A 22,344-nucleotide genomic window follows, 5' to 3' on the forward strand; every position below is an offset into this window, starting at 1 on the left:
CCGGTGCGTCGCAGAGCGACCGGCGTCAGCGCGGGAGCGGCCGGAAGCGCCGCAGCCGCAGGCTGTTCAGCACGACGAACACCGACGAGAACGCCATGGCGGCGCCCGCGATGATCGGGTTCAGCACGGCCAGCATCGCCAGCGGGATCGCGGCCACGTTGTAGGCGAAGGCCCAGAACAGGTTGCCGCGGATCGTGCCGAGCGTGCTGCGGGCGAGGCGCACCGCGTCGGCGACGGCGAGCAGGTCGCCGCTGACGATCGTGATGTCGCTCGCGGTGATCGCCGCATCCGTGCCGCCGCCCATCGCGAGACCCAGGTCGGCGGCGGCCAGCGCCGCGGCGTCGTTGACGCCGTCGCCGGCCATCGCCACGACCCGGCCCTGCGCCTGCAGCTCGCGCACGGCGTCGAGCTTGCCCGCCGGGGTCACGCCCGCGCGCACGTCGTCGATGCCGACCTCGGCCGCGACGGCGCTCGCGGCGCCCGCGTTGTCGCCGGTCAGCAGCACGGGCGTGAGCCCGACGCGCTTCAGAGCGGCGACGGCTGCCGCGCTCGTCGGCTTGACGGTGTCGGCGACCGCGACGAGGCCGAGCAGGCGTCCGTCGGCGGCGAGGCCGACCACGGTCGCGCCGTCCGACTCGAGCTCGGCCGCCCGGGCCTCGAGCGACGTCGTGTCGATCGACCACTCCGCGGCCAGCCAGGCGAGCCGCCCGGCCACGGTGAGCCGCCCGTCGACGAGAGCCTGGACGCCGAGTCCGGCGTGCGCGGTGAACTGCTCCGGGGCGGGATGCGCGGCGCCGTCCGCATCCGCGGCCGCCACGATCGCGCGGCCCACGGGGTGCTCCGAGCCCTCCTCGACGGCGGCCGCCAGGGCGACGACCTCGGAGCGGTCGACGCCGTCGGCGGGCACGACCTCGGCGACGCGCATCCGGCCCTTGGTGACCGTGCCGGTCTTGTCGAGCACGATCGTGTCGACCGTGCGGGTCTGCTCGAGCACGCGCGGTCCGCGGATGAGGATGCCCAGCTGCGAGCCGCGGCCGGTGCCGACCAGGATCGCGGTGGGCGTCGCGAGCCCGAGAGCGCAGGGGCAGGCGATGATCAGCGTGGTCACGGCCGCGGTGAAGGCGATCTCGAGTGAGGCGCCCGACAGCGCCCAGGCGGCGAACGCGATGATCGCGAGCGCGATCACGGCCGGCACGAACACCGCCGAGATCCGGTCGGCGAGCCGCTGCACCTGCGCCTTTCCGGTCTGCGCTTCGATCATGAGCGACCGGATGCGCGCCAGCTCGGTGTCGGCGCCGACTCCGGTGATCTCGACCTCGAGCCGGCCGCCGACGTCGATCGTGCCGCCCACGACGCGCTCGCCCGGGCCGACCTCGACGGGGACCGACTCGCCGGTCAGCATGCTCGCGTCGACCGCCGAGGTGCCGAGCGCGACGACGCCGTCGGCGGGGAACTTCTCGCCCGGACGCACGACGACGCGGTCGCCGACGACGAGCCGCGACGCCGGCACGCGCGTCTCGACGCCGTCGCGCAGCAGTGCCGCGTCTTTCGCGCCGAGCTCGAGCAGCGCCTGCAGCGCCGCGCGCGACGAGACGCCGGCGCGCGCCTCGATGTAGCGGCCGGCCAGCAGCAGCACGGTCACGAGGGCCGCGACCTCGAGGTAGATCTCGTCGGATCCGGCCTCGGGTCGGCCGAGGAACGTGATGCTCATGTGCATGCCGGTCATGCCGGCGCCGCCGAGGAAGAGCGCGTACAGCGACCAGCCGAAGGCGGCGAGGATGCCGAGGCTGATCAGCGTGTCCATCGTCACGCCGCCATGGCGCAGGTTCACGGCGGCCGCGCGGTGGAACGGCCAGGCGCCCCACACGGCCACGGGCGCGGCGAGGGCGAGCACGAGCCACTGCCAGTTGTCGAACTGCAGCGCCGGGATCATCGACAGCAGCGCCGCGGGCACGCCGAGCACGGCGCTGACGATGAGGCGACGGCGCAGCTCTCCGGCGTCGCCGTGGTCGTGCTGGTGGGCGTCGCCGGAACCGGCTCCGCGATCGGAACCGTGACCGGCGTGCCCAGCGGCGCCCCCGTGCCCAGCGGCGCCCCCGTGCTCATCGTCGCCGTCGTGGGCGGCCGCGGTCGTCGCGTCGAACTCGGGTGCCGGGATCGTCGCCCGGTAGCCGGCGCTCTCCACCGTCTGCAGCAGGCGGCGCGCATCCACGGTCTCATCGCTGCCGTCGCTCACGACGTGGGCCGTCGCCAGCGCGTAGTTCACGGTCGCCTCGACACCCGGCAGCCGGTTGAGCTTGCGCTCGATGCGGTTCGCGCACGAGGCGCAGGTCATGCCGGTGATGTCGAGGCGGTGCTCGACGGCGGTCATGCCGACGCGCCGCCCTCCGCGCTCGCGACGGGCTCCTCGACGATGGCGTAGCCCGCCTCCTCGACGGCGGCCTGGATGCGCGGGGCCGTGATCGGCGCGCTGCTCGCGATCGTGACGCGCGACGCGCCGCCCACGACGAGCTCGACCTCGACGCCCGAGACCTCGGCGATCTCGCCGATCTCCTCGCTGACGCTCGCGACGCAGTGGCCGCAGGTCATGCCCTCGACGAGCACGGTGCTGGTGAAGTCCGACATGGTCGGGTTCCTCTCGGTGACGGGATGATCAGGGATGCGCGGCCGTCGGGCCGGCGCGGGTTCGGGATGCGCGGAAGCGCGTCGCGCGTCAGGAGCGCACGAGGCGCGCGATCGCGGCGCTCGCCTCGCGGATCTTCTCCTCGGCGACGGGCCCGCCCTCGGCGGTGGCTTCGGCGACGCAGTGGCTGAGGTGGTCGTCGAGCAGCGCGAGCGCGACGGTCTCGAGCGCCTTCGTGGCGGCCGAGACCTGGGTCAGGATGTCGATGCAGTAGACGTCGTCTTCGACCATGCGGGCGATGCCGCGCACCTGGCCCTCGGCGCGACGCAGGCGCTTGAGCAGCGCATCCTTGTCGTCGACATAGCCGGGCGCGCCGTGCCCGTGACCCGCGTGCGCGTTCCCGGTGGAGGCGGGGGTGGCGGTCTCGCTCATGGTCGGCTCCTGCCTGGTCATCGTGCTTCGGATACCGGGTGGGGGTATCTGACGGACAAAAGTATGCGCGGCTCGCGACGTGCATGCACGTCGCGAGCCGCGCATCCCAGGTGATTGACAGCTATACCCTGAGGGGGTATCGCTCCCGGCCGATCAGAGCCGCGTGAGGAACCTCTTCGGATCGATCGGCTTGCGGCGGCCGTGGCGTCGACGCACCGGCTTCGAGCCCACGTGCAGCCAGCCGAGCAGCTTCTCGCCCGGCTCGAGCTCGTGCGCCTTCGCGACCGCCTTGTGGCGGGTGTGCGACCCGGTGCGCCAGAAGACGCCCCAGCCGGCCTCGTCGAGCAGCAGCGACAGGTTGTGGGCGACGCCCGAGGCGACCGCCTCCTGCTCCCACTCCGGCAGCTTGCCCTTGCGCGGCGAGCTGACCACGGCGATCACGAGCGGAGAGCGGTGCGCCTTGCGCACGTACTTCTCCACGTCGTGACCCTTCTTGCCCTCGGCCTTGGCCAGGCCCTCGCCGATGCGGTCGCGGGCGTCGCCGCGCAGCTCGATCAGCCGCCACGGGCGCAGCGACTTGTGATCGGCCAGCGTGGATGCCGCATCCACCAGACGCAGCAGCTCCTTGCGCTTCGGGGCGTCGTCGCCGACGGAGGAGTAGGAGCGGCGGTTCAGCAGCGCCTCGAAGGCGCTCACTTCGCCGTGCTGTCGGCGGCGGGCGCATCGGCAGCGGGGGTCTCGCTCTCGGCGGTCTCGCCCTCGGCGCTGAAGCCCAGCGCGAGCGAGTTCATGCAGTAGCGCAGACCGGTCGGCGTGCCGAAGCCGTCGTCGAACACGTGACCCAGGTGCGAACCGCAGTTGGCGCAGCGCACCTCGGTGCGCACCATGCCGAGGCTCTTGTCCTCGATCAGCTCGACCGCGTCGGGGTTCACCGAGTCGTAGAAGCTCGGCCAGCCGCAGCCGGAGTCGAACTTGGTGCCGCTCTTGAAGAGCTCCGCGCCGCAGGCGCCGCAGGTGTAGAGGCCGGCACGGTGCTCGTCGAGCAGCTCGCCGGTCCACGCCCGCTCGGTCGCCGACTCGCGCAGCACCTTGTAGCGCTCGGGGCTGAGCTCGTCCTGCCACTCGGCGTCGGTCTTCTCGACCTCGTAGGCCATGGTCGTTCCCTTTCGTCGGACGTACGACACATTCAACCGCCTTCTCACGACTCGTGTTCCCGTGTGACGCCCCGCGCAGGCGCCGGTCAGTCGGCGGTCAGGTGGGAGCCGCGGCCGGGGCGCCGGCGGGGCAGGATGGGCGCATGGCCGAGTCGACCGCCGAGTGGTACCGCCGCGCCGCGGGCGAGCTCGCCCCGCACAGTGCGCTGCACGGCGCCTGGGCCGCGGCCCTCGCCGACGATGCCGAGGTGCTGCAGATCGTGGATGCGCTGCCGCCCGCCCAGCGGCATCCCTCTCTGCTGTTCGCGGTGGCCGACCTGCTCGGCGCCTCGACGGAGGCGACGAGCTATTCCGAGCTGCGCGCATGGCTGCTCGAGCACGCCGGACGCCTCGCGGCCGCCGCGCACGGACGCCGCACCCAGACGAACGAGGTCGGACGCTCGGCGCCGCTCGCCGCCGCGCTCGCGCGCCTCGACGGTCCGATCGTGCTGCTCGAGCTGGGCGCCGCTGCGGGACTCTGCCTCGCGCTCGACCGCTGGACGATCGCGTTCGACGGCGACGACGGCGCGACCTCGACGCTCGGCGCGGGGGAGCCGGTGGTGCGCTGCCGGGTGCCGGGGCCGGGGCCCCTGCCGACGCGACTGCCGCGCATCCTGGACCGTCGCGGCGTCGATCTGGCTCCGCTCGATCCCCTCGACCCGGGCGACGCCCGCTGGCTCGAGGCGCTCACGCCCGTGGACCGACCCGACCGGCGAGAGCGGCTCGCGGCGGCGCTCGCCGCGGTCGCGGTCGATCCCGTGCCGGTCGTCGCGGGTGACGTCGCCGAGCTGATCGCCGAGCCCGAGCGGATGCGGGCGATCGCACCCGAGGTGCCCGTCGGTGCGCGCCTCGTCGTCGTGTCGCTCGGCACGCTCGTCTACCTGCATCGCGACGTGCGGGCCCGCTTCCTCGACGCGGTCCGTGCGATCGGAGCGCATGCGATCACGCTCGAAGGGACGAACGCCCTGCCCGAGGTGTCCGAGCGCGCTGCCGGCCGCGACAGCGCGCATCCCACCGGCCACCTGCTCGCCCTCGACGGCGAGCCCCTCGCCCACGTCACGCCGCACGGCGACCGGCTCGCCTGGCTGCGCTGAGCTGCGCTGGTCGGGATGCGCGACCGCGGCGGGGCACGCGGGCGCCGCGCCGGCGGCGCACTAGCGTGGCGCGCATGTCCACGTCCTCGCCGTCGACCCCGCAGCCCGCGGCGGATCCGGATGCGCTGACCGACGCCGAGCGCCGGGTGCTCGACTTCGAGCGCGACTGGATCGGGCGCAGCGGGGCGAAGGAGTCCGCGATCCGCACGGAGCTGGGACTCACCTCGGCCCGTTACCATCAGCTCCTCCATGCCGCGATCGACCGGCCGGACGCCCTCGCCGAGGACCCGCTCCTCGTGCGACGGCTGCAGCGGCTGCGCGAATCCCGCACGCGGGCCCGCGCCGCACGCACCTTCCGGATCGACCCCGCGGCGGGCGCCGAGCGCGCCGGAGCCGACCGACACGACAGCTGAGGATCACCCGCTCGATGGCCACGACCGACACGCGTCCCAAGGTGCGTTCAGCGCACCGCACCGCTCCGCGCGACCGCTTCGACGACATCCCCCACGACCTGTCGCGCGTCGGCGCGCACCGCGGCCGCGCGCGTCGTGGCGGCGGATGGGTGGTCTTCGCGTGGGCGGCGCTGGCCAGCGGCGTGCTCGTCGCGGTCGGACTGTTCACGCTCTCGCGCGTCGACTCGCGGTTCCAGATCGATCTGCCGTTCGGCGCCGACTCGGCCGCCAGCAGCGCGCCCAGCGCGAGCGCCGCCGACAAGACGCCCGCGATCACCGAGCCGGGGTCGGTCGACCCGGCGATCGCCGACTCGCTGCGCATCTCGATCCTGAACGCCTCGCCGAACGACGGCACGCAGGACACCCTCGCGACGCAGCTGAAGGATGCCGGCTGGACGGTCTCGGGAACGGCCAACGCCGACGAGCGCGACACCAAGAAGACGACCATCTACTACTCCGACAAGAAGTACGAGGGCGTCGCCAAGGGCATGGCGCAGATCATCGGCACCGGATCGATCACGCTGTCGTCGGCGTTCCCGGGGGCGCCGATCACGATCGTGCTCGGCGAGGACTACACCCCGGCCGGCTGAGCCGACCGGCCGGCCCCATCCACCTCCCTCTGCGGGGTCTCCGCGAGCTCCGGGATCCCGGGCGTGTTACGCGAGTGTTTAATCTGCGTGCCGATCGGTCGCCAAGGCCGGAATTCCGGGGAATCCCCGCAGAACCGGCCCTTTCCTCGCGTTAGCATCGCCGCGTGGACGGCCATCGCGCCGCGCATGAGCCGCCGTTCCACGCGCACAGCAAGGAGAGGCAATGGCCAACGGGACCGTCAAGTGGTTCAACGCCGAGAAGGGCTACGGCTTCATCACGGTGGACGGTGGAGGGCAGGACGTGTTCGTGCACTACTCCGCGATCGACATGAGTGGATACAAGGTGCTCGAGGAGGGCCAGGCGGTCACCTTCGAGCTCGGCACCGGGGCGAAGGGGCCCCAGGCCGAATCGGTCAGGCCGGCCTAGTCGGCAGCGCCGGCGAGAGCCGGACGAGAGAGGCGGGTGGCGCGGCGGCGTCGCCCGCCTTCGTCGTCTCCGGGAGCAGGTCAGAAGCACGCCCACATGGCTTGCACTCCCTCGGGTCGAGTGCCAGAATGACCTCTGGCACTCCCTTGATCGGAGTGCTAACCCATGACCACTGCCACGCGGCGACCGCCGCGCCCGGCAGGCCGACGTCCGGGAGGGACGAGAACTACATGGCGAAGATCATCGCATTCGACGAGGAGGCCCGCCGCGGCCTCGAGCGCGGCCTCAACACCCTGGCCGACGCCGTGAAGGTCACGCTCGGACCGCGCGGCCGCAACGTCGTGCTGGAGAAGAAGTGGGGCGCCCCCACGATCACCAACGACGGCGTCTCCATCGCCAAGGAGATCGAGCTCGACGACCCGTACGAGAAGATCGGCGCGGAGCTCGTCAAGGAGGTCGCCAAGAAGACCGACGACGTCGCCGGCGACGGCACCACCACCTCGGTCGTGCTCGCCCAGGCGCTCGTGCGCGAGGGCCTGCGCAATGTCGCGGCCGGCGCCGACCCGATCAGCCTCAAGCGCGGCATCGAGAAGGCCGTCAAGGCCGTCGAGGCCGAGCTCGTCGCCACGGCGAAGGAGATCGAGACCAAGGACGAGATCGCCGCGACCGCCTCGATCAGCGCCGCCGACAGCGAGATCGGCGAGCTCATCGCCGAGGCGATCGACAAGGTCGGCAAGGAGGGCGTCGTCACCGTCGAGGAGTCGAACACCTTCGGCACCACGCTCGAGCTCACCGAGGGCATGCGCTTCGACAAGGGCTACCTGTCGCAGTACTTCGTCACCGACCCCGAGCGTCAGGAGGCGGTGTTCGAAGACCCGTACATCCTGATCGTCAACTCGAAGATCTCGAACATCAAGGACCTGCTCCCCGTCGTCGACAAGGTGATCCAGAGCGGCAAGCAGCTGCTCATCATCGCCGAGGACGTCGACGGCGAGGCCCTGGCCACGCTCGTCGTGAACAAGATCCGCGGCATCTTCAAGTCGGTCGCCGTCAAGGCCCCCGGCTTCGGCGACCGTCGCAAGGCGCAGCTGCAGGACATCGCGATCCTCACCGGCGGCCAGGTCATCAGCGAGGAGGTCGGTCTCAAGCTCGAGAACGCGACCCTCGACCTGCTCGGCCAGGCCCGCAAGGTCATCGTCACCAAGGACGAGACCACGATCGTCGAGGGCGCCGGCACCGCCGACGCCATCGCGGGCCGCGTGAAGCAGATCCGCCAGGAGATCGAGAACACCGACTCCGACTACGACCGCGAGAAGCTGCAGGAGCGCCTCGCGAAGCTCGCCGGCGGCGTCGCCGTCATCAAGGCGGGCGCGGCCACCGAGGTCGAGCTCAAGGAGCGCAAGCACCGCATCGAGGACGCCGTTCGCAACGCGAAGGCCGCCGTCGAGGAGGGCATCGTCGCCGGTGGTGGCGTCGCCCTCATCCAGGCCGGCAAGCTCGCCTTCGAGAAGCTGGAGGTCGTGGGCGACGAGGAGACCGGCGCCAAGATCGTCAAGGTCGCCATCGACGCGCCGCTCAAGCAGATCGCCCTCAACGCTGGCCTCGAGCCCGGCGTCGTGGTCGACAAGGTGCGCAACCTCCCGGTCGGCCAGGGCCTCAACGCCGCGACCGGCGAGTACGTCGACATGCTCGCCTCGGGCATCAACGACCCGGTGAAGGTGACCCGCTCGGCGCTGCTCAACGCGGCCTCGATCGCCGGTCTGTTCCTCACCACCGAGGCCGTCGTCGCCGACAAGCCGGAGAAGAACCCGGCCCCGGCCGGCGACCCGACCGGCGGCATGGACTTCTGATCCCCGAGATCGGCTAGTCCGGGCCTCGGCTCGAACCACGCGAGCGGGCGGTTCCCTTCGGGGAGCCGCCCGCTTCGTCGTGTCGGGCCCGTCAGGGCCGCAGCGGGTCAGCCCGCGAACATCCGCGTCGCCGACGACTCCGCCTCGTCGTAGCTCTGCGCCGCCACGTCGAGCGCCGACTTGAGCGCGGCGAGCGACTCCTGCACCGAGGTCTGCGACAGGCTCCACTTCTGCGCCGCGCCCTGGAACTGCGTCGACGCCGACCCCTGCCAGCTGCCCTGCAGATTCTGGATCCGCGTGTTCAGCGTGCTGACATCCGTGCGGATGCGATCGATCGCCTGGCTGACCGACGCCGCGGCCGCGAGGACTTCATCACTGTCTACCGAGTATTTAGCCATGCCCCGAAGCTAGGAGCCGGCGGGGCCGCCCTCGGGCTCGGAGGGTGCATCCGTGGACTTCTCGTCGTCGGCGTCGCGGGGGAGGAGAGGCAGGCTCACGCGGAAGGTCGCGCCGCCGCCGGGGGTCTCGAGCACCTCGACGTGGCCGTGGTGGTTCGCGACGATGCCCGCCACGATCGCCAGGCCCAGGCCGCTGCCGCCGGTGTCGCGGGTGCGCGACGAGTCGGCGCGCCAGAAGCGCTGGAAGATCTTCTCGCGCAGCTGCGGCGGGATGCCCTCGCCGTGGTCGACGATCGAGATCGAGCCGTAGCCGCCCACCGCATCCACGTCGACGACGAGCTCGATCGGGCCGTCGTCGGCGGTGAAGCGCATGGCGTTGCCCATGAGGTTCGTGATGACCTGGCGGATCTTGTCGCCCTCGGCGAGCACGATCGGGCCGACCTCGGGCAGCGGCACCGGCGGCGGCAGCACGGGCGCGATCTCGCCGGTCGCCTGCGTGCGGGCCTGCCCGCGGCGTCGACGCAGGCGCGCCAGCGCGGTGCCGGCGAGCGCGATCGGGCTCGTCACGGTCGCGGGCTGGCCGCCCTCGAGGGCGCCGGCGGCGACCGCGGTCGGCATGGCCGGGATGCTGGTCGGCAGCGTCAGCATCCGGTCGTTCGTGTGGTCGGGCACGACGACGGTGATCTTGCGGTTCGGGTTCGACGCGCTCGCGTCGAGCGCCGCATCCTGAGCGAGGGGGAGCAGGTCGACCGGGGCGAGCGTCGGCTGGCGCGCCTCGTCGAGTCGGGCCAGCTCGAGCAGATCGCCGACGAGCGCGCCCATGCGGATCGCCTCGCGCTCGATGCGGTCCATCGCCTGGGCCACGTCCTCCGGCTTCTGCAGGGCGCCCATGCGGTAGAGCTCGGCGTAGCCGCGCAGCGAGACGAGCGGGGTACGCAGCTCATGGCTGGCGTCGCCGACGAAGCGCCGCATCTGCTCGATCGTGCGGGCGCGGTCGGCGAAGGCCGAGTCGATGCGCGCGAGCATCGTGTTGAGCGAGCGGTTGAGGCGGCCGACCTCGGTGTTCGGGGTGGCGCCGCCGAGGCGCTGGCTGTAGTCGCCGGCGGCGAAGCGGGCGGCGGTGCGCTCCACGTCGCGCAGCGGGGCGAAGGTGCTCGTGACGAGCAGCTGCGTCAGGGCCCAGCCGAGCGCGATGACCGCGATCGCGAACCCGGCGAAGATGACGGCGTAGCGGCCCACCGTGGCATCCGTCGATGCGACGCTGACGCCGATGATCAGGGTGCCCGGCGCCGAGTCGGAGCCGGTGCGGAACTGGCCGCTGTAGGCCTTCACGCGCCACTGGCTCTGGTGATCCATGCTGTAGACGTTGACGCCGTCGTGGCGGTCGGCGATCGCATCCAGGTCGAGGTCTTCGAGGTCGGGCCCGGTGTCGGTCTCCGAGGTCGCGACGTTGATCCACTGCGTCGTGCCCTTCGAGTCGACGATGCGGATGTAGTACGGCGCGGCGTCGGAGAGGTACGGCTGGCTTCCCGAGGGCCCGAGCTGCTTGCCGCGGATGTCGTTGTAGACGTTGTCGAGCTGGGTGTCGGCCTGCTCGAAGAGGTAGCCGCGCAGCACGTTCGCGGTGCCGACGCCGGCGACGGCGAGGCCGAACGTCAGCAGCAGCACCGTCACGCCGGTGATCTTGGTGCGCAACGAGATGCCGGCCCACCAGTGGTCGAACGAGGCGTGCATCGAGGCCACGGATCAGACCTCTCTCAGTGGATGCGCGGCAGGCGACGCGACGGCGGACACTGCGTGCACGCCCGCGGCGGGCACGCACTCAACGGCACAGGCTACGCCCCCGAAACCGGGAGTCGGCGGGGACTCCGGCCGCGGGGGCGCGACGCCTGGGCGGATGACGACGGGATCAGACCTTGGAGGCCTTCAGCATGTAGCCGAAGCCGCGCTTGGTCTGGATCATCGGCTCGGCCGAGTGCTGGTCGAGCTTGCGGCGCAGGTAGGAGATGTAGCTCTCGACGATGCCGGCGTCGCCGTTGAAGTCGTACTCCCACACGTGGTCGAGGATCTGCGCCTTCGACAGCACGCGATTGGGGTTGAGCATCAGGTAGCGCAGCAGCTTGAACTCGGTGGGCGACAGCTCGACCGCGACGTCGCCGACGGTGACCTCGTGGGTGTCCTGGTCCATCGACAGCTCGCCGGTGCGGATGATGGCGTCGTCGTCGTCGTGCATGGTGCGGCGCAGGATGGCCTTGATGCGGGCGACGATCTCGTCGAGCGAGAAGGGCTTGGTGACGTAGTCGTCGCCGCCGACGGTGAGACCGGTGATCTTGTCCTCGGTGTCGTCCTTCGCGGTGAGGAACAGGATCGGCGCGGTGTAGCCCGATGCGCGGAGGCGCTTGGTGACGCCGAAGCCGTTCATGTCGGGGAGCATCACGTCGAGGACGATGAGGTCGGGCTCCTCCTCCAGCACCGCCGAGATGGCCTGGGCGCCGTTGCCGACCGCGCGCACGGCGAAGCCGGCGAAGCGGAGGGAGGTGGTGAGCAGGTCGCGGATGTTGGGCTCGTCATCGACGATGAGGATCTTGGGTCCGTCGGTCATGGTGCCAGTATCTGACCGTTGCCTGGAGCATTCCTGGGAGCCAGGTAAGGCGGTATCCATGTCGTCCGTGCGTGCGACGATCCGCGCATCCACCACTGTCGGCGGCGGTCTGCGGAACGCCGCCGACGGGCCGGTGGCGGGCGGCAGGAGAGCGGATGCGCGGCGAGGCGACGGTGCTGCATGCCGACCTCGACGCGTTCTACGCCTCGGTCGAGCAGCGGGATGCGCCCGGCCTGCGCGGGCGGCCAGTGATCGTGGGCGGCGGGGTCGTGCTCGCAGCGAGCTACGAGGCGAAGGCGTTCGGCGTGCGCACCGCGATGGGCGGCCGGCAGGCGCGCGAGCTGTGCCCGCAGGCGATCGTCGTGCCGCCGCGGATGGACGCCTACTCGGCCGCGAGCAAGCAGGTCTTCGCGATCTTCCGCGACACGACGCCGCTCGTCGAGGGCATCTCGATCGACGAGGCGTTCCTCGAGGTCGGCGGGCTGCGTCGGCTCGCCGGCGAGCCCGAGCAGATCGCGGTGCGGCTGCGCGAGCGGGTGTGGACCGAAGCCGGGCTCGCGATCTCGGTGGGCGTCGCGCGCACGAAGTTCCTGGCGAAGGTCGCGAGCGCGGTCAGCAAGCCCGACGGGCTGCTCGTCGTCGAACCCGAGCGCGAGCAGGAGTTCCTGCTGCCCCTGCCGGTCGAGCGGCTGTGGGGTGTCGGCGCGGTGACGGCCGAGAAGCTGCACCGTCTCGGCATCCGCACGGTCGGGCAGCTGGCGGAACTGGAGGAGTCGCGGGCCGAGCGGCTGCTCGGCCGCGCCGCCGGGGCTCACCTGCACGCGCTCGCGCGGCTGCGCGACCCGCGCCCCGTGGATGCGACGCGCCGCCCCTCGTCGATCGGCTCGCAGCGGGCGCTCGGCGCGGCCGACCGTGCCCGCCCGCGCTCGCCCGAGGAGCTCGACGTCATGCTGAGCCAGATCGTCGACCGCCTCGCTCGCCGCCTGCGCGACGGCGACCGGGTGTGCCGCACGGTCGTGCTGCGTCTGCGCTTCGGCGACTACGCGAAGGCGACCCGGTCGCGCAGCCTCGGCGTGGCCACCGATCGCACCAGTGTGCTGCTCCAGGTCGCCCGCGGGCTGCTCGCCGACGTGTCACCCGAGATCGCGGCGCGCGGGCTCACCCTGATCGGCGTCTCGCTCGCGCAGCTCGACCGGGCTGGTGCGCAGCATCCCGAGCTGCCGATCGAGTGGGAGGAGGGAGCCCGGCTCGACACGGTGCTGGATGCGGTGCGCGAGCGCTTCGGCGCCGCGTCGGTGTCGCGGGCGGCGCAGCTCGGGCGCGATCCGGGGTGGTCGTCGCCCGTGCTGCCGGAGCACGAGTGAGGTGCGGGGGCGCGGTGCTCGCGCGTCGTGAACGCCGCGCCTACGCCGCCGTCGCCAGGTCGCCCGCGTCGAGGATCGTGTAGCTGTAGCCCTGCTCGGCGAGGAAGCGCTGGCGGTTCTGCGCGTAGTCCTGGTCGACCGTGTCGCGGGCGACGAGCGTGTAGAAGTTCGCCGGCAGACCGCTCTCCTTCGGGCGCAGCAGACGGCCGAGGCGCTGGGCCTCCTCCTGCCGCGATCCGAACGAGCCCGAGACCTGGATGGCGACGGTCGCCTCGGGCAGGTCGACCGAGAAGTTCGCGACCTTCGACACGACCAGCACGGTCAGCTCGCCGTCGCGGAACGCCTGGAACAGTCGCTCGCGCTCGTCGACCGGCGTGGATCCCGTGAGCTGCGGCGCATCCAGGGCCTCGGCGAGCTCGTCGATCTGGTCGAGGTACTGCCCGATGACCAGGATGCGCTCGCCCGCGTGCTTGGCGACGAGATCCTTCACGACCTGCAGCTTCGCCGGCGCGGTCGCGGCGAGGCGGTAGCGCTCGTCGTCGGCGCTCGCCGCGTACTCGAGCCGCTCATCCTGGGGCAGGTCGATGCGCACCTCGTAGCAGCTGGCGGGGGAGATGTAGCCCTGCGCCTCGATCTCCTTCCACGGAGCGTCGAAGCGCTTGGGGCCGATGAGCGAGAACACGTCGGACTCGCGGCCGTCTTCGCGCACGAGCGTCGCAGTGAGGCCGAGGCGGCGACGAGCCTGCAGGTCGGCGGTCAGCTTGAACACCGGGGCGGGCAGCAGGTGCACCTCGTCGTAGACGATGAGGCCCCAGTCGAGGGCGTCGAGCAGCGCCAGGTGGGCGTACTCGCCCTTCCGGCGCGCGGTGAGGATCTGGTAGGTCGCGATCGTGACCGGCTTGATCTCCTTGACCTGCCCCGAGTACTCGCCGATCTCGTCCTCGGTCAGGCTCGTGCGCTTGAGCAGCTCAGCCCGCCACTGCCGTGCGCTGACGGTGTTGGTGACGAGGATGAGCGTGGTCGTGTCGGCCGCGGCCATCGCGCCCGCGCCGACCAGCGTCTTGCCCGCGCCGCAGGGCAGCACGACGACGCCCGACCCTCCGTCGAAGAAGTTGTCGACGGCTTTGCGCTGATAGTCGCGCAGGTGCCAGCCGTCCTCGTGCAGGTCGATCTCGTGCGGGGTGCCGGGCGTGTAGCCGGCGTTGTCCTCGGCCGGCCAGCCGAGCTTCAGCAGCTCCTGCTTGATCTGTCCCCGCGCCCAGGGCTGCAGCGTCCACTCGCTCGGGGTGCGGCGCACGCCGAGCAGCGGGCCGACCTTGGCGTTGCGGGTGATCTCGCTCATCATCGCCGGATCGGTGCTGCTGAGGACCAGCTCGCCCGGGATGGTCGTGGTCGTGCCGTCGGGGTTCTGCTGCTCGACGTCGGGGTCGCGCGAGATCACGAGCCGGCCGTAGCGGGCGACGGTCTCGTCGATGTCGATCGACACCGTCTGCGGCACGGGGAACTTCGCGAAGCGGTTCAGGGTGTCGAGCATCTGCTCGGCGGTGTGCCCGGCGGCGCGGGCGTTCCACAGTCCGAGCCGGGTGATCCGGTAGGTGTGCACGTGCTCGGGGGCGCGCTCGAGCTCCGCGAAGACGGCCAGCTCGTGACGCGCATCCTCGGCTTCGGGATGCGCGACCTCGAGCAGCACGGTGCGGTCGCTCTGCACGATCAGGGGTCCGGACATGACCTCCCAGATTAGTCGCGCCCGGGGTGGTCGCGCTGGGAGTGTGGGGACGCCCTGACGCGGCCGCGAGTTGCCCACTTCGGCCGGGTTCGGAGCGCGGAACCCGGCCGAACCGGGCAACTCGGCGGCTCAGGCGCGACGGCCGGCCGCGCTCAGTCGAGCGGCACGACCGCCGTGATCGACGAGAGCGGCAGCGTGCGCTCGAGGTCGGCGCGGGCGTCGCGGGCGCGCAGGCGTCCGCCGGCGACCGAGGCGGGCTCGAGGCGCAGCTCGACGTCGGAGCCGTCGGGCATGCGCACCGTCACGACGACGGGCGTACGGGCTTTGGCCGCGAGCTCGAGCTGGCGGGCGATCCACGCCGCCCCGCCGGTCTCGTCATCCGACCCCGAGGCTCCCGAGGTCACGGCGCCCGAGTCGCGCAGCCGGCGCACGAGCTCGACGGCCGAGTCGCGGGCCGGCTCGGCCACCGCCGGCGCGAGAGTGGAGCGCCGGGAGGCGGGGCGGATCGTGCCGTCGGCGTCTTCGAGCACGGCGGGATAGCGCGCATCCACGATCGACCAGAAGAGCACGCTCGCCTCGACGCGGCTGACGGCGCGGAGCTCGCCGCTGGGGATGAGCCCGACCGTCGCGAGTGCCGAGTCGACCGTGAGCTGGCGCAGCAGCGCGGCGTCGTCGCTGCGCACATAGCTGCGGGCGCCCGCATCGGCGGCCCGGGCGACCTCGGCGATCGACCCGACGCGCAGCGCGCCGAAGCGCTCGGCCGTGTCGCGCACGAGGTAGTCGAGCGGCTGGGGCACGCCGGTCAGCGAGATGCCGGCGAGGAAGTCGCGGATCGTCTCGGCCGTCTCGCCGCGCGCGAGCGCCCGGTTCAGCGATCCGCCGGTGATGCGATAGGTGGATGCGAGGCCCCGGGCCTCGACGTCGGCCATCGACCGCAGGCGGCTGTCGAGGTCGGCGCGCAGCGGGCCGGGCGCGATGATCGAGAGGTCGTGCTGCAGGTAGACCTGCTCGACGTGCGCGGGGAAGAGCGCGGCGAGGCGCTCGCGTGCTGCGGCGGGGCCGTCGGCGAGCAGCGCGCGCCCGGGCCCCGAGGGCGTCGCGTCGACCGTGATGCCGAGCAGGCGCGCCTGCTCGCGGGCCGAGGTGACGCGGCGCATCATCCGCTCGGCCGAGCCCGGGTAGAACCAGGTCAGATACTGCAGCAGGCCGTCGTCCCACTCGGCGGCGGCGCGCTCCTCGAGCAGGCGGCGCAGGTCGGGGGCGAGGCGGGCGATCCAGGCCGCGGCGAGGGTCGTCCAGCGCTCGGCGTCGTCGGTGCCGAGCCACTCGGCGCCCGCCGCCGTGATCGCGAGCACGGCGCCGTCGTCGCCGATCAGCTCGGCGCGGATCGCCAGGTCGACGAGCGGGGCCAGCTCGTCCTGCTCCACGCCGATCGCGGCGGCCAGGCGGCGGGTCTCGGGCAGGGCGATGCCGCCCTTGGCCAGGCGCCGGGCGGGCTCGCGCTGCAGCTCGGCGACGAGCTCGGTCACGCGGCCGGTGGCGGCGAAGGCGCGCTCGCCGGCGAGGCGATCCACGGCATCCCGGTCGGCGTCGCTGACGGGCACCAGCGCGCCGGGTGCGGGGGTCCAGATCAGCTCCTCGGCGCCGGGCAGGTCGAACGAGGGCCAGGCGGCGAGCTGCTCCGACACGGTGTCCCACGGGGCGACGCGGTCGGACTCGACGGCCGCGAGGCCCAGCTCGGCGAGCACCGCCGCGCGGCGCCGCACCTCGGTGGAGGCGCTGCCGATCCGCTCGGCCAGCTGCTCGACCGTCGGCGCGCGCCCGGCGGCGGCGAGTTCGGCAGCCCCCGCGAGCACCGCGAGCGCGTGCCGGTCGAGGCCCTCGAGCGCGCGCTGCACGCTCGGCCGCTCGAGCAGGGCCTCGGCCAGGTCGAACCAGTCGCGCACGCCCGTGGAGCGCACCTCCCGCTCGCGCAGCAGGCGCAGCAGGGCGTCGTCGTCGAGCGCCCGCAGCCTCGCCGCGAGCGCCAGTGCCGAGCTGCTAGCCGCGGGCATCCAGCGACTCGCGACGACGGCGCAGGCCGGTCGCGATGATGAAGCCCACCAGCAGCAGGAATCCGATCGGCAGGGCCGTCAGCGGCAGGATGCGCACGATCGGCCAGACGCCGTCGCCGAGGTCGACCTTCGCGACGCCCGCGATGAGCAGCACGATGATGTCGACGATCGCGATTCCGATGACCGTCGCGGCCATGACGCCGAGGATGCGTTCGATACGATTGGGGCGCACCGGGGTGTCGTTCGGCATCCCATCAGGATAGGCCCGTCACGGGTCGGTCCCGTCCCCCCAGATCGAGAGGCCCGCCATGCCGACCGGCAAGGTCAAGTTCTACGACGAGGAGAAGGGCTTCGGCTTCATCTCCACCGACGACGGGCAGGAAGTGTTCCTGCACGCGTCGGCGCTGCCCAGCGACGTCACCACCGTGCGCGCCGGCACCCGCCTCGAGTTCGGCATCGCCGACGGACGCAAGGGAGCGCAGGCGCTCTCGGTGCGCGTGCTCGATACGCCCATCCCGCTGTCGAAGATTAACCGCCGCTCGGCGGAGGACATGGCCGTGGTCATCGAAGACCTGGTCAAGCTGCTCGATGGCATCGGCGAGGGCCTGCGCCGCGGCCGCTACCCCGACAAGAGCCACGGCGGCAAGCTCGCCGCGGTGCTGCGCCGCGTCGCCGACGACCTCGATGCCTGAGTCGGCGGTGGATGCGGGGGTCGAGATGAGCAGTCGAGCCGAGATCGCCCGCGAAGCGCTGCACGAGTTCGCGCCCGCCTCGCAGGTCGGCGCGCTCGTGTCGGAGGAGACCGACGACGACGGCGTCACGACTCTGACCTTCGCCGCGACGATGCTCGGCTACCCGGGCTGGCACTGGACCGTCAGCGTCGTGCAGCTCGAGGGCGACGAGCCGACCGTGCTCGAGGCCGAGCTACTGCCCGGTGACGGAGCCCTGCTCGCGCCCGACTGGGTGCCGTGGTCGGTGCGACTCGAGGAGTACAAGGCCGCGCAGGCGGCCGAGGCCGCCGAACGCGCCGCCGCCGGGGAGCCGGACGAGGACGCGGATGACGCGGACGACGACGACTTCGGCGGCGAGTCGGAGGACGACGACGCGGACGACGAGGGCGACGACGCCGAGGACGACGAGGATTCGGACGACGACGGCTTCGGCGACGCCGACGAGCACGGCGAGGACTTCGGCGACGACGTCTACGACGGACTCGACCCCGAGTCGGCCGTCGAGCACGCGGAGTCGGACGACGCCGAGTCTGACGGCGCAGCGCGCTGATCTGTTGTGGCAGCCTGATGCCGCGGTCGACCAGCGGAATTCGGTCGAATCTCCGGGCGACTTCTGAATTATTTCTGAAGTATGGTTGGTGGCATGTCCGCCATGGTGCTTCCGCCTCGCTTTGCGTCCTCTGACCTGAGTAGACACTCCGCGCGGGTGTTCGATGCGGCAGAGGAGCGCCCGGTGGAGGTCACCCGCCGAGATGGCGAGGATCTTGTGCTGATGTCGAAGCGCGAGTCGGACGCGCGCGACAAGCTGCTCGAGATCGCAGCGACGCTCATCGCCGTCGCCACCGACGATCGCGGAACTCTCGCCGAGAGGATGTCGGACTCCTATCCGTGGATGCTGGCTTTGTCACCCGCAGATCGGGAGACCTGCGCTCGGGAGCTGCTCTCTGCGGCGCGCGCGTCGTTCTCGACGCACCAGCCCTATCTCGCTCTCGCCGAGATGACGTCGTGGTTCGAGACGGCCACGGCGATCGCGGCCGGACTGGGATCGCAGCCCGTCGAGTGGCTCGACCTCACTGAACCGGTGGAGCGCCCCGGCTCGTGACGAAAGGCAAGGTTCCACGCCCGGCCAAGAAGTCGGAGTTCGACATCGAGTTCGCCTCGCGCGACGCGACCAGCGGCTGGCGGGATCTCAAGGCGACGACTCTGAACGCGCTCGCCGACTCGTGGGATTTCCTGACCAGGACTCCTCTGGAGAGGACGCCGACCAACTATCCGCTCAAGGGCGAGCTGAGCATGGTCAGCTTCCGCGGTGAAGACTACGAGCGTTGGCAGCACAAGCCGACGCAGGGCGGTGGCTCTCGTATCTGGTTCTTCGTCGTCGGCAAGACCGTCTACCTCGAGCAGGTGCACACGCACCATCCCAATCGGACGAAGTAGTCCCGTCAGGGCTCGGAACTGTCGTCTTCAGCGGTAGCGGCCGCGGCCTCCTCGCGCCGGCGCACCCGCCCGCGGCGGATCTGCGCGTAGACGAGGCCGACCAATCCGAGCGTGATCGCGACGACGGCGGTCCACAGCCAGCCCTCGTGCCCGCCCGCGACGAGCGGTCGCAGGCCGATCAGCATCCCGCACAGCGCGAGGATCCAGAGCACGAGCCCGACGAGGATCGCCGCGCGATCATCCGTCTTCACGGGAGCCGGGTCGGGCTTGCGCTCCGAGCTCTTCACGTACCAGCGCATCCCGAAGCCCCCGCGAGCCGAACCGTCAGAACCGAACCGACCTGAAACCGAACCGTGGATGCCGCGCTCAGTCGCGCGCGACCGGCGCGTTCGCGAGCACCCAGTCGATCGTCGCGGTGAGGGCCCGCACGTCGTCGGGCTCGATCGCCGCGAAGGTCGCGATGCGCAGCTGGTTGCGGCCCAGCTTGCGGTAGGGCTCGGTGTCGACGACGCCGTTCTCGCGCAGCACCTTGGCGATCTTCGCCGCGTCGATGGCGTCGTCGAAGTCGATCGTCGCGACGACCTGCGAGCGGTGCTCCGGGTCGACGACGAACGGGGTGGCCGCATCCGAGGCGGTCGCCCAGGCGTAGAGGTGCGACGACGACTCCTTCGTGCGCGCATCCGCGAAGCTCAGGCCGCCGCCGGCGTTCATCCAGTCGAGCTGCGACTCCATGAGCAGCAGCGTCGCCAGCGCCGGGGTGTTGAGCGTCTGGTTGAGGCGCGAGTTGTCGACCGCGTTCTTCAGGCTGAGGAACTCGGGGATGTAGCGGTCGGAGGCGGCCACGCGCTCGATGCGCTCGATCGCCGCCGGCGACACCACGGCGAACCAGATGCCGCCGTCGCTGGCGAAGTTCTTCTGCGGGGCGAAGTAGTAGACGTCGGTCTCGCTCAGGTCGACGGCGACGCCGCCGGCCGCGCTCGTCGCATCCACGACCGTGAGCGCGCCCTCGACGCTGCCGGTCACGCGGGTGACGGGCGCCATGACGCCGGTCGAGGTCTCGTTGTGCGGGTAGGCGAAGACGTCGGCGTCGATGTCCGACTCGAAGACGCTGCGCGAGCCGCCGGCGGCCTTCGCCGACCAGGGGGTCTCGAGCCAGGGGGCGCTCGCGGCGGCGACGAACTTGCCACCGAATTCGCCGAAGTTCAGGTGCGCGCTGCGGCGCTCGATCAGGCCGAAGGCGGCGGCATCCCAGAGCGCGGTCGAGCCGCCGTTGCCGAGCAGCACCTCGTAGCCGTCGGGGATCTGGAACAGCTCGGCGATGCCGGCGCGCACGCGGCCGACCATCTCCTTCACGGGCGCCTGGCGGTGCGAGGTGCCGAGCACGGAGGCGTTGGCGACGAGGTGGTCCAGCTGCTCGGGGCGCACCTTCGCCGGACCGCATCCGAAGCGGCCATCGGCGGGGAGCAGGTCGGCGGGGATCTCGATGCTCGGCATGCCTCGATCCTACGGCGGCTCGGTGGCAGCACTGACCGTGTGACGGGCCGTGGATGCGGCGCGCGCGGGCCTGGGGAGGGTCCCGGTTTCTGTCGCCCGCGCAGGCTAGGGTGAGAACCGATTTCAGCGCCCGTATCGACCACCCGGTCGGGCGTGCACGGCACACGGTTTCAAGGGGACAGCGATGACCGATCTCGTCGACACCACGGAGATGTACCTCCGCACCATCCTCGACCTCGAAGAAGAGGGGATCGTGCCGCTGCGCGCCCGCATCTCAGAGCGTCTCGGCCACTCCGGCCCGACCGTGTCGCAGACCATCGGCCGCATGGAGCGCGACGGCCTCGTGCGCGTCGAGGGCGACCGTCACCTCGAGCTCACCCACGACGGCCGCAGCCGCGCGCTGCACGTCATGCGCAAGCACCGTCTGGCCGAGCGCCTGCTCGCCGACGTGATCGGTCTCGACTGGGCCTACGTGCACGACGAGGCCTGCCGCTGGGAGCACGTGATGAGCGAGCAGGTCGAGCGTCGCCTGCTCGAGATCCTCGACCACCCGACCGAGTCGCCCTACGGCAACCCGATCCCCGCACTCGAGGAGATCGGCGGCGCCAAGTCGAAGCCGTTCCTCGAGGGTGTCGTCAACATCGTCGAGCGCGTGCGCGACGAGAGCGCGGCCGTCACCGGCACCATCCGCCGCCTGGGCGAGCCCGTGCAGTTCGAGCCGGAGCTGCTCGCGCAGCTGCTCGGCGCGGGCGTCGTCCCGGGCGCCACGGCGACGATCGCCTCGGAGGGCTCGTACGTCAGCATCCAGGTCGACGGCCACGGCGACGGGCTCGAGCTGCCCAACGAGGTCGCGATCCACGTCTACGTGGCGGCGTAGGGCGCGAGCTCTCGCTCTGTCGCGCCCTGACGCGCTGACGAACATCCGGTGACGAGTGCGTGACGTGTGTCGCGCCGCGACGCGCAATCCCGGCATTCCGGGCGTGTCGGACGTACTCTGGTGTCCTCGCGTTCTGTGAGGAAGGAAGAGGAGGGCCGCATGCGCGCTCGGGGCAGCATCCAAACCGTGGATGCCCGCGCCGTGTTCCGCATACGGCACACCGTCCGCCCGAGTGTGCCCTGTCACGCTCGGATGAGGTAAGGCGCTGTCGTTCGCGACGGCGCCTTTTCTCGTCTTCGGACACCTCTCCTCCGCACCGCGCGCGGGGCTGGATCACCTGCAACCCATGCGGGTCGACTCGAGAGGACGCCATGCGCACCCTGGTACTCAACGCCGGATACGAGCCGCTCGCGGTCGTGTCGTTCAAACGAGCGCTCGTGCTCGTGATGAGCGGCAAAGCCGCGATCCTGGCCCGCGACGACGGGCACCCGGTGCTCGCGACCTCGGGGGAGTGGGATCGGCCGGCGGTGATCCTGCTCACGCGCTATGTGCGGCTGCCGCACGGGCGTCAGGTTCCCGTGTCGCGGCGGGGCGTGCTGCGGCGCGACTCGCAGCGCTGCGGCTACTGCGGCGCCGCGGCCTCGACGATCGACCACGTGATGCCGCGCTCGCGCGGGGGAGCGGACAGCTGGGAGAACCTGGTCGCGTGCTGCCTGCGCTGCAACAACGTGAAGGGCGACAAGACGCCGCAGGAGATGGGCTGGACGCTGCGGCACATTCCCAAGGCGCCGCACGGAACCGCGTGGATGGTGCGCGGGGTCGAGCGTCCGCAGGACGAGTGGAGCCCGTTCCTCGCCGACGCGGCGTGAGGGGCTGGCCGGGCTGGGCCGGCTGGGCTGGGCCTGGGCTGCCCGCCGGGGCGGCTCGCGCGTGCCCGTTTCGGTGGGGTCTTCTCCAATTGCTTTTGCTGAGCATCCATCGCGATTCCGGAGCTTTTCGG

25 protein-coding genes are annotated in these 22,344 nt (G+C 71.8%); 12 read left to right on the plus strand and 13 right to left on the minus strand.

Translation table 11 applies throughout. The features are described 5' to 3' along the window. Positions 1-25: 25 nt before the first annotated feature. From FJ658_RS06250 to msrB, 5 genes are all read right to left on the minus strand, one after another. Positions 26-2,371, minus strand: coding sequence for a cation-translocating P-type ATPase (locus tag FJ658_RS06250; RefSeq protein ID WP_141144510.1), 2,346 nt, complete (start codon positions 2,369-2,371; stop codon positions 26-28). Beyond that, a complete protein-coding gene (locus FJ658_RS06255; protein WP_141144511.1) occupies positions 2,368-2,625 on the minus strand; it encodes a heavy-metal-associated domain-containing protein in 258 nt (85 codons plus the stop codon). Before FJ658_RS06255 ends, FJ658_RS06250 begins: the two co-directional genes overlap by 4 nt. Positions 2,626-2,713: 88 nt before the next feature. Beyond that, on the minus strand, positions 2,714-3,055 hold the full coding sequence (locus FJ658_RS06260; protein ID WP_141144512.1) for a metal-sensitive transcriptional regulator: 342 nt from the start codon (positions 3,053-3,055) through the stop codon (positions 2,714-2,716). 153 nt (positions 3,056-3,208) lie between these two features. After that, complete coding sequence (locus tag FJ658_RS06265) at positions 3,209-3,751, minus strand: nitroreductase (protein ID WP_141144513.1); 543 nt, start codon at positions 3,749-3,751, stop codon at positions 3,209-3,211. Continuing rightward, positions 3,748-4,209: a peptide-methionine (R)-S-oxide reductase MsrB gene (msrB, locus tag FJ658_RS06270; RefSeq protein ID WP_141144514.1), complete on the minus strand. Its 462-nt coding sequence runs from the start codon at positions 4,207-4,209 to the stop codon at positions 3,748-3,750. The genes FJ658_RS06265 and msrB overlap by 4 nt, the downstream gene beginning before the upstream one ends. A gap of 143 nt (positions 4,210-4,352) precedes the next feature. Between msrB and FJ658_RS06275 the strand changes: the two genes are divergently transcribed. From FJ658_RS06275 to groL, 5 genes are all read left to right on the plus strand, one after another. Continuing rightward, positions 4,353-5,342 (plus strand): DUF2332 family protein, encoded by a 990-nt coding sequence (locus tag FJ658_RS06275; RefSeq protein ID WP_141144515.1) that lies wholly within the window; start codon positions 4,353-4,355, stop codon positions 5,340-5,342. A gap of 74 nt (positions 5,343-5,416) precedes the next feature. After that, positions 5,417-5,755, plus strand: a complete 339-nt coding sequence (locus FJ658_RS06280; protein ID WP_141144516.1) for a DUF3263 domain-containing protein — start codon at positions 5,417-5,419, stop codon at positions 5,753-5,755. Between the two features lie 14 nt (positions 5,756-5,769). Further along, positions 5,770-6,384, plus strand: a complete 615-nt coding sequence (locus FJ658_RS06285; protein ID WP_141144517.1) for a LytR C-terminal domain-containing protein — start codon at positions 5,770-5,772, stop codon at positions 6,382-6,384. Positions 6,385-6,607: 223 nt separating this feature from the next. Then, entirely contained in the window at positions 6,608-6,811 is a 204-nt protein-coding gene (locus FJ658_RS06290; RefSeq protein WP_141144518.1) for a cold-shock protein, read from the plus strand. Between the two features lie 230 nt (positions 6,812-7,041). Further along, positions 7,042-8,661 carry a chaperonin GroEL gene (groL, locus tag FJ658_RS06295; RefSeq protein WP_141144519.1) on the plus strand — a complete coding sequence of 540 codons (1,620 nt, stop codon included), beginning with the start codon at positions 7,042-7,044 and terminating at the stop codon, positions 8,659-8,661. 107 nt (positions 8,662-8,768) lie between these two features. On the opposite strand, the gene FJ658_RS06300 is transcribed toward groL, so the two are convergent. The 3 genes from FJ658_RS06300 to FJ658_RS06310 all read right to left on the minus strand — a co-directional run bounded on the left by FJ658_RS06300 (position 8,769) and on the right by FJ658_RS06310 (position 11,661). Then, entirely contained in the window at positions 8,769-9,059 is a 291-nt protein-coding gene (locus FJ658_RS06300) for a WXG100 family type VII secretion target (protein WP_141144520.1), read from the minus strand. Between the two features lie 9 nt (positions 9,060-9,068). Further along, on the minus strand, positions 9,069-10,793 hold the full coding sequence (locus FJ658_RS06305; protein ID WP_141144864.1) for a cell wall metabolism sensor histidine kinase WalK: 1,725 nt from the start codon (positions 10,791-10,793) through the stop codon (positions 9,069-9,071). Positions 10,794-10,968: 175 nt separating this feature from the next. After that, on the minus strand, positions 10,969-11,661 hold the full coding sequence (locus FJ658_RS06310; RefSeq protein WP_141144521.1) for a response regulator transcription factor: 693 nt from the start codon (positions 11,659-11,661) through the stop codon (positions 10,969-10,971). A gap of 155 nt (positions 11,662-11,816) precedes the next feature. Here FJ658_RS06310 and dinB point away from each other — a divergent pair, with 155 nt between their 5' ends. Beyond that, positions 11,817-13,025: a DNA polymerase IV gene (dinB, locus tag FJ658_RS06315; RefSeq protein ID WP_141144522.1), complete on the plus strand. Its 1,209-nt coding sequence runs from the start codon at positions 11,817-11,819 to the stop codon at positions 13,023-13,025. 40 nt (positions 13,026-13,065) lie between these two features. Here the strand turns inward: dinB and FJ658_RS06320 are convergent, their stop codons facing one another. The 3 genes from FJ658_RS06320 to FJ658_RS06330 form a co-directional block, all read right to left on the minus strand. Next, the gene (locus FJ658_RS06320) at positions 13,066-14,751 is read right to left on the minus strand and encodes a DNA repair helicase XPB (RefSeq protein ID WP_141144523.1); all 1,686 of its coding nucleotides are present in this window, start codon (positions 14,749-14,751) and stop codon (positions 13,066-13,068) included. Between the two features lie 152 nt (positions 14,752-14,903). Then, positions 14,904-16,805, minus strand: a complete 1,902-nt coding sequence (locus tag FJ658_RS06325; protein WP_141144524.1) for a helicase-associated domain-containing protein — start codon at positions 16,803-16,805, stop codon at positions 14,904-14,906. Then, entirely contained in the window at positions 16,792-17,055 is a 264-nt protein-coding gene (locus FJ658_RS06330; protein ID WP_141144525.1) for a hypothetical protein, read from the minus strand. The genes FJ658_RS06325 and FJ658_RS06330 overlap by 14 nt, the downstream gene beginning before the upstream one ends. Positions 17,056-17,113: 58 nt before the next feature. On the opposite strand from FJ658_RS06330, the gene FJ658_RS06335 reads away from it, so the two are divergent. The 4 genes from FJ658_RS06335 to FJ658_RS06350 all read left to right on the plus strand — a co-directional run bounded on the left by FJ658_RS06335 (position 17,114) and on the right by FJ658_RS06350 (position 18,973). Next, positions 17,114-17,497 carry a cold-shock protein gene (locus FJ658_RS06335; protein ID WP_141144526.1) on the plus strand — a complete coding sequence of 128 codons (384 nt, stop codon included), beginning with the start codon at positions 17,114-17,116 and terminating at the stop codon, positions 17,495-17,497. Continuing rightward, a complete protein-coding gene (locus FJ658_RS06340) occupies positions 17,490-18,086 on the plus strand; it encodes a DUF3027 domain-containing protein (protein ID WP_255447599.1) in 597 nt (198 codons plus the stop codon). Before FJ658_RS06335 ends, FJ658_RS06340 begins: the two co-directional genes overlap by 8 nt. A 93-nt stretch (positions 18,087-18,179) precedes the next feature. Continuing rightward, the gene (locus FJ658_RS06345) at positions 18,180-18,638 is read left to right on the plus strand and encodes a YebG family protein (protein ID WP_141144528.1); all 459 of its coding nucleotides are present in this window, start codon (positions 18,180-18,182) and stop codon (positions 18,636-18,638) included. Then, entirely contained in the window at positions 18,635-18,973 is a 339-nt protein-coding gene (locus FJ658_RS06350) for a hypothetical protein (protein WP_141144529.1), read from the plus strand. The genes FJ658_RS06345 and FJ658_RS06350 overlap by 4 nt, the downstream gene beginning before the upstream one ends. A 5-nt stretch (positions 18,974-18,978) precedes the next feature. On the opposite strand, the gene FJ658_RS06355 is transcribed toward FJ658_RS06350, so the two are convergent. Next, positions 18,979-19,272: a DUF2530 domain-containing protein gene (locus tag FJ658_RS06355; protein WP_141144530.1), complete on the minus strand. Its 294-nt coding sequence runs from the start codon at positions 19,270-19,272 to the stop codon at positions 18,979-18,981. A gap of 67 nt (positions 19,273-19,339) precedes the next feature. After that, positions 19,340-20,467 (minus strand): phosphoserine transaminase, encoded by a 1,128-nt coding sequence (gene serC / locus FJ658_RS06360; protein ID WP_141144531.1) that lies wholly within the window; start codon positions 20,465-20,467, stop codon positions 19,340-19,342. A 184-nt stretch (positions 20,468-20,651) separates the two neighbouring features. On the opposite strand from serC, the gene FJ658_RS06365 reads away from it, so the two are divergent. Both FJ658_RS06365 and FJ658_RS06370 read left to right on the plus strand, forming a co-directional pair. Next, a complete protein-coding gene (locus tag FJ658_RS06365; RefSeq protein WP_141144532.1) occupies positions 20,652-21,344 on the plus strand; it encodes a metal-dependent transcriptional regulator in 693 nt (230 codons plus the stop codon). A 371-nt stretch (positions 21,345-21,715) separates the two neighbouring features. Beyond that, positions 21,716-22,213 (plus strand): HNH endonuclease, encoded by a 498-nt coding sequence (locus FJ658_RS06370; RefSeq protein ID WP_141144533.1) that lies wholly within the window; start codon positions 21,716-21,718, stop codon positions 22,211-22,213. Positions 22,214-22,344: the final 131 nt, after the last annotated feature.

Source organism: Schumannella sp. 10F1B-5-1 (assembly GCF_006517535.1).
Classification (GTDB): domain Bacteria; phylum Actinomycetota; class Actinomycetes; order Actinomycetales; family Microbacteriaceae; genus Schumannella.

Excerpts from the sequence above, each read along its gene's own strand:
- FJ658_RS06250 (WP_141144510.1), bottom strand. The coding sequence starts at position 2,371 with ATGACCGCCGTCGAGCACCGCCTCGACATCACCGGCATGACCTGCGCC.
- FJ658_RS06255 (WP_141144511.1), bottom strand. The coding sequence starts at position 2,625 with ATGTCGGACTTCACCAGCACCGTGCTCGTCGAGGGCATGACCTGCGGC.
- FJ658_RS06260 (WP_141144512.1), bottom strand. The coding sequence starts at position 3,055 with ATGAGCGAGACCGCCACCCCCGCCTCCACCGGGAACGCGCACGCGGGT.
- msrB (WP_141144514.1), bottom strand. The coding sequence starts at position 4,209 with ATGGCCTACGAGGTCGAGAAGACCGACGCCGAGTGGCAGGACGAGCTC.
- FJ658_RS06275 (WP_141144515.1), top strand. The coding sequence starts at position 4,353 with ATGGCCGAGTCGACCGCCGAGTGGTACCGCCGCGCCGCGGGCGAGCTC.
- FJ658_RS06280 (WP_141144516.1), top strand. The coding sequence starts at position 5,417 with ATGTCCACGTCCTCGCCGTCGACCCCGCAGCCCGCGGCGGATCCGGAT.
- FJ658_RS06285 (WP_141144517.1), top strand. The coding sequence starts at position 5,770 with ATGGCCACGACCGACACGCGTCCCAAGGTGCGTTCAGCGCACCGCACC.
- FJ658_RS06290 (WP_141144518.1), top strand. The coding sequence starts at position 6,608 with ATGGCCAACGGGACCGTCAAGTGGTTCAACGCCGAGAAGGGCTACGGC.
- groL (WP_141144519.1), top strand. The coding sequence starts at position 7,042 with ATGGCGAAGATCATCGCATTCGACGAGGAGGCCCGCCGCGGCCTCGAG.
- FJ658_RS06300 (WP_141144520.1), bottom strand. The coding sequence starts at position 9,059 with ATGGCTAAATACTCGGTAGACAGTGATGAAGTCCTCGCGGCCGCGGCG.
- FJ658_RS06305 (WP_141144864.1), bottom strand. The coding sequence starts at position 10,793 with ATGCACGCCTCGTTCGACCACTGGTGGGCCGGCATCTCGTTGCGCACC.
- FJ658_RS06310 (WP_141144521.1), bottom strand. The coding sequence starts at position 11,661 with ATGACCGACGGACCCAAGATCCTCATCGTCGATGACGAGCCCAACATC.
- dinB (WP_141144522.1), top strand. The coding sequence starts at position 11,817 with ATGCGCGGCGAGGCGACGGTGCTGCATGCCGACCTCGACGCGTTCTAC.
- FJ658_RS06320 (WP_141144523.1), bottom strand. The coding sequence starts at position 14,751 with ATGTCCGGACCCCTGATCGTGCAGAGCGACCGCACCGTGCTGCTCGAG.
- FJ658_RS06325 (WP_141144524.1), bottom strand. The coding sequence starts at position 16,805 with ATGCCCGCGGCTAGCAGCTCGGCACTGGCGCTCGCGGCGAGGCTGCGG.
- FJ658_RS06330 (WP_141144525.1), bottom strand. The coding sequence starts at position 17,055 with ATGCCGAACGACACCCCGGTGCGCCCCAATCGTATCGAACGCATCCTC.
- FJ658_RS06335 (WP_141144526.1), top strand. The coding sequence starts at position 17,114 with ATGCCGACCGGCAAGGTCAAGTTCTACGACGAGGAGAAGGGCTTCGGC.
- FJ658_RS06340 (WP_255447599.1), top strand. The coding sequence starts at position 17,490 with ATGCCTGAGTCGGCGGTGGATGCGGGGGTCGAGATGAGCAGTCGAGCC.
- FJ658_RS06345 (WP_141144528.1), top strand. The coding sequence starts at position 18,180 with ATGTCCGCCATGGTGCTTCCGCCTCGCTTTGCGTCCTCTGACCTGAGT.
- FJ658_RS06355 (WP_141144530.1), bottom strand. The coding sequence starts at position 19,272 with ATGCGCTGGTACGTGAAGAGCTCGGAGCGCAAGCCCGACCCGGCTCCC.
- serC (WP_141144531.1), bottom strand. The coding sequence starts at position 20,467 with ATGCCGAGCATCGAGATCCCCGCCGACCTGCTCCCCGCCGATGGCCGC.
- FJ658_RS06365 (WP_141144532.1), top strand. The coding sequence starts at position 20,652 with ATGACCGATCTCGTCGACACCACGGAGATGTACCTCCGCACCATCCTC.
- FJ658_RS06370 (WP_141144533.1), top strand. The coding sequence starts at position 21,716 with ATGCGCACCCTGGTACTCAACGCCGGATACGAGCCGCTCGCGGTCGTG.